Source organism: Vibrio sp. Y176 (assembly GCF_033438945.1).
This window is the reverse complement of the sequence record NZ_JAWOQS010000078.1, coordinates 1-1,317: the sequence shown is the minus strand read 5'-3', so window position 1 is coordinate 1,317 and position 1,317 is coordinate 1. Positions and strand designations below refer to the sequence as shown.

The following is a 1,317-nucleotide window of genomic DNA, read 5'->3' as shown; positions in this document are numbered from 1 at the left end:
ACTAACCTAAAACATTGTGCCGTAAACACTTAAGCTGATTCAAACTAAAAATGCCAAGCGTTGTGAATCCGTCTTGAACGCTTTGTTAATTGGCTTTTTTCACCTTTGCCAACACCTCTGGTTTTTTCAGCTCTGTTGTCAAAAACTTAACCCATTGCTTTGTATATAAGTAACCATCGAACCCTTCAATAAATGAAGCGTACTCACCCTTATACGCTGGCACATTATCCCGAGGGCGAGCTTCAAAGTGCTTCCAGCATTTTGTATGAAGCAACATATTAAAAGACGGTATCTCCTCACGCACAAGAGCCATAACTTTTGATGGTTTTAACTTGTACGGGTTTTCAATACCTTTGATGAAAGCAACACCCTGTTCGTAGTTTTGCAACTCTTCTTCAGTTAGCTTGTTTACATTAATGAATTCTACTGCGATATCAGATGATTTTGCATGGTTGCCGAGTTTCGGAACTAACATAGCTCGAATGCGGTACTGCTGACTTTCAACAATGCTATCTTCTAAGTCAGCACGATAAGTTTCCATATAATGGCGTACAACTTGATAGTTTTCTTTTTGCAGTTGCTTCATCGCATCAATTTGGGCTTGTTCAGATATACGACTTAACTGCATAGCGATAGCAAGGTTTGTGCATAGTGCATGGGAGTCACCGAATTCTTCTGCCAACAAGTTCTCGAAGTTAATTAGTGCTGCTTGGCATTCACCAGCAACTGCAAGATCTATAGCTGGTAAGCTACGGTGTTCTATTTTGTTTCTTAACCCAATCAAGAACTGAAGGTTGTACTTTTCTGGTCGTTCAGCGCCTTTCCAATACTGATTGCAGCACTCTATTAGTTCCCACGCCTTCTCTTCACCGTCAATGATAACGGGTTTTCCATCTTTTAGATGGAAATAATTTGTGCCTTTCTTTTCAAAAATTGCATGAAACAACGCCGTATAAGCAATAACAATATTTACGATGTAACCATAGGTTTTTATATGGGTTGTTGTATGTAGATACCGCAAGTAATGCAAACTCTCTTGCTTTATGCAATAACATACCTTTCGTAGACTGGTCTGCGATTTGTTGCAACTTTTGGCTATGTACAGCCCTGAACTCTTCTTTACTGAGGAACTTAATACCTGTAGTAAGGTAGTGTGAACCATCTTTTTGAACATATTGGTGCCAGCGCTTTGAAGGGTATGTACCACAAGTTTGCTTTTTCCAACCAGTCGCTTTGGCTAATTCATCAATTGTAAAAGACTCACCCTCGGTTTCTTTCATGGACAGAAACTCATAAGCTAAATCTACTTGATCGTAT

The 1,317-nt window shown here is 39.5% G+C and carries 1 protein-coding gene and 1 pseudogene; both read right to left on the bottom strand.

The features are described from left to right. Window positions 1–85 precede the first annotated feature (85 nt). Complete coding sequence (locus R7O13_RS24195; protein WP_318304845.1) at window positions 86–946, bottom strand: DUF3644 domain-containing protein; 861 nt, start codon at window positions 944–946, stop codon at window positions 86–88. Continuing rightward, window positions 927–1,317, bottom strand: a pseudogene (locus R7O13_RS24190) (hypothetical protein); the annotation flags it as partial. The gene R7O13_RS24195 and the pseudogene R7O13_RS24190, both read right to left, overlap by 20 nt.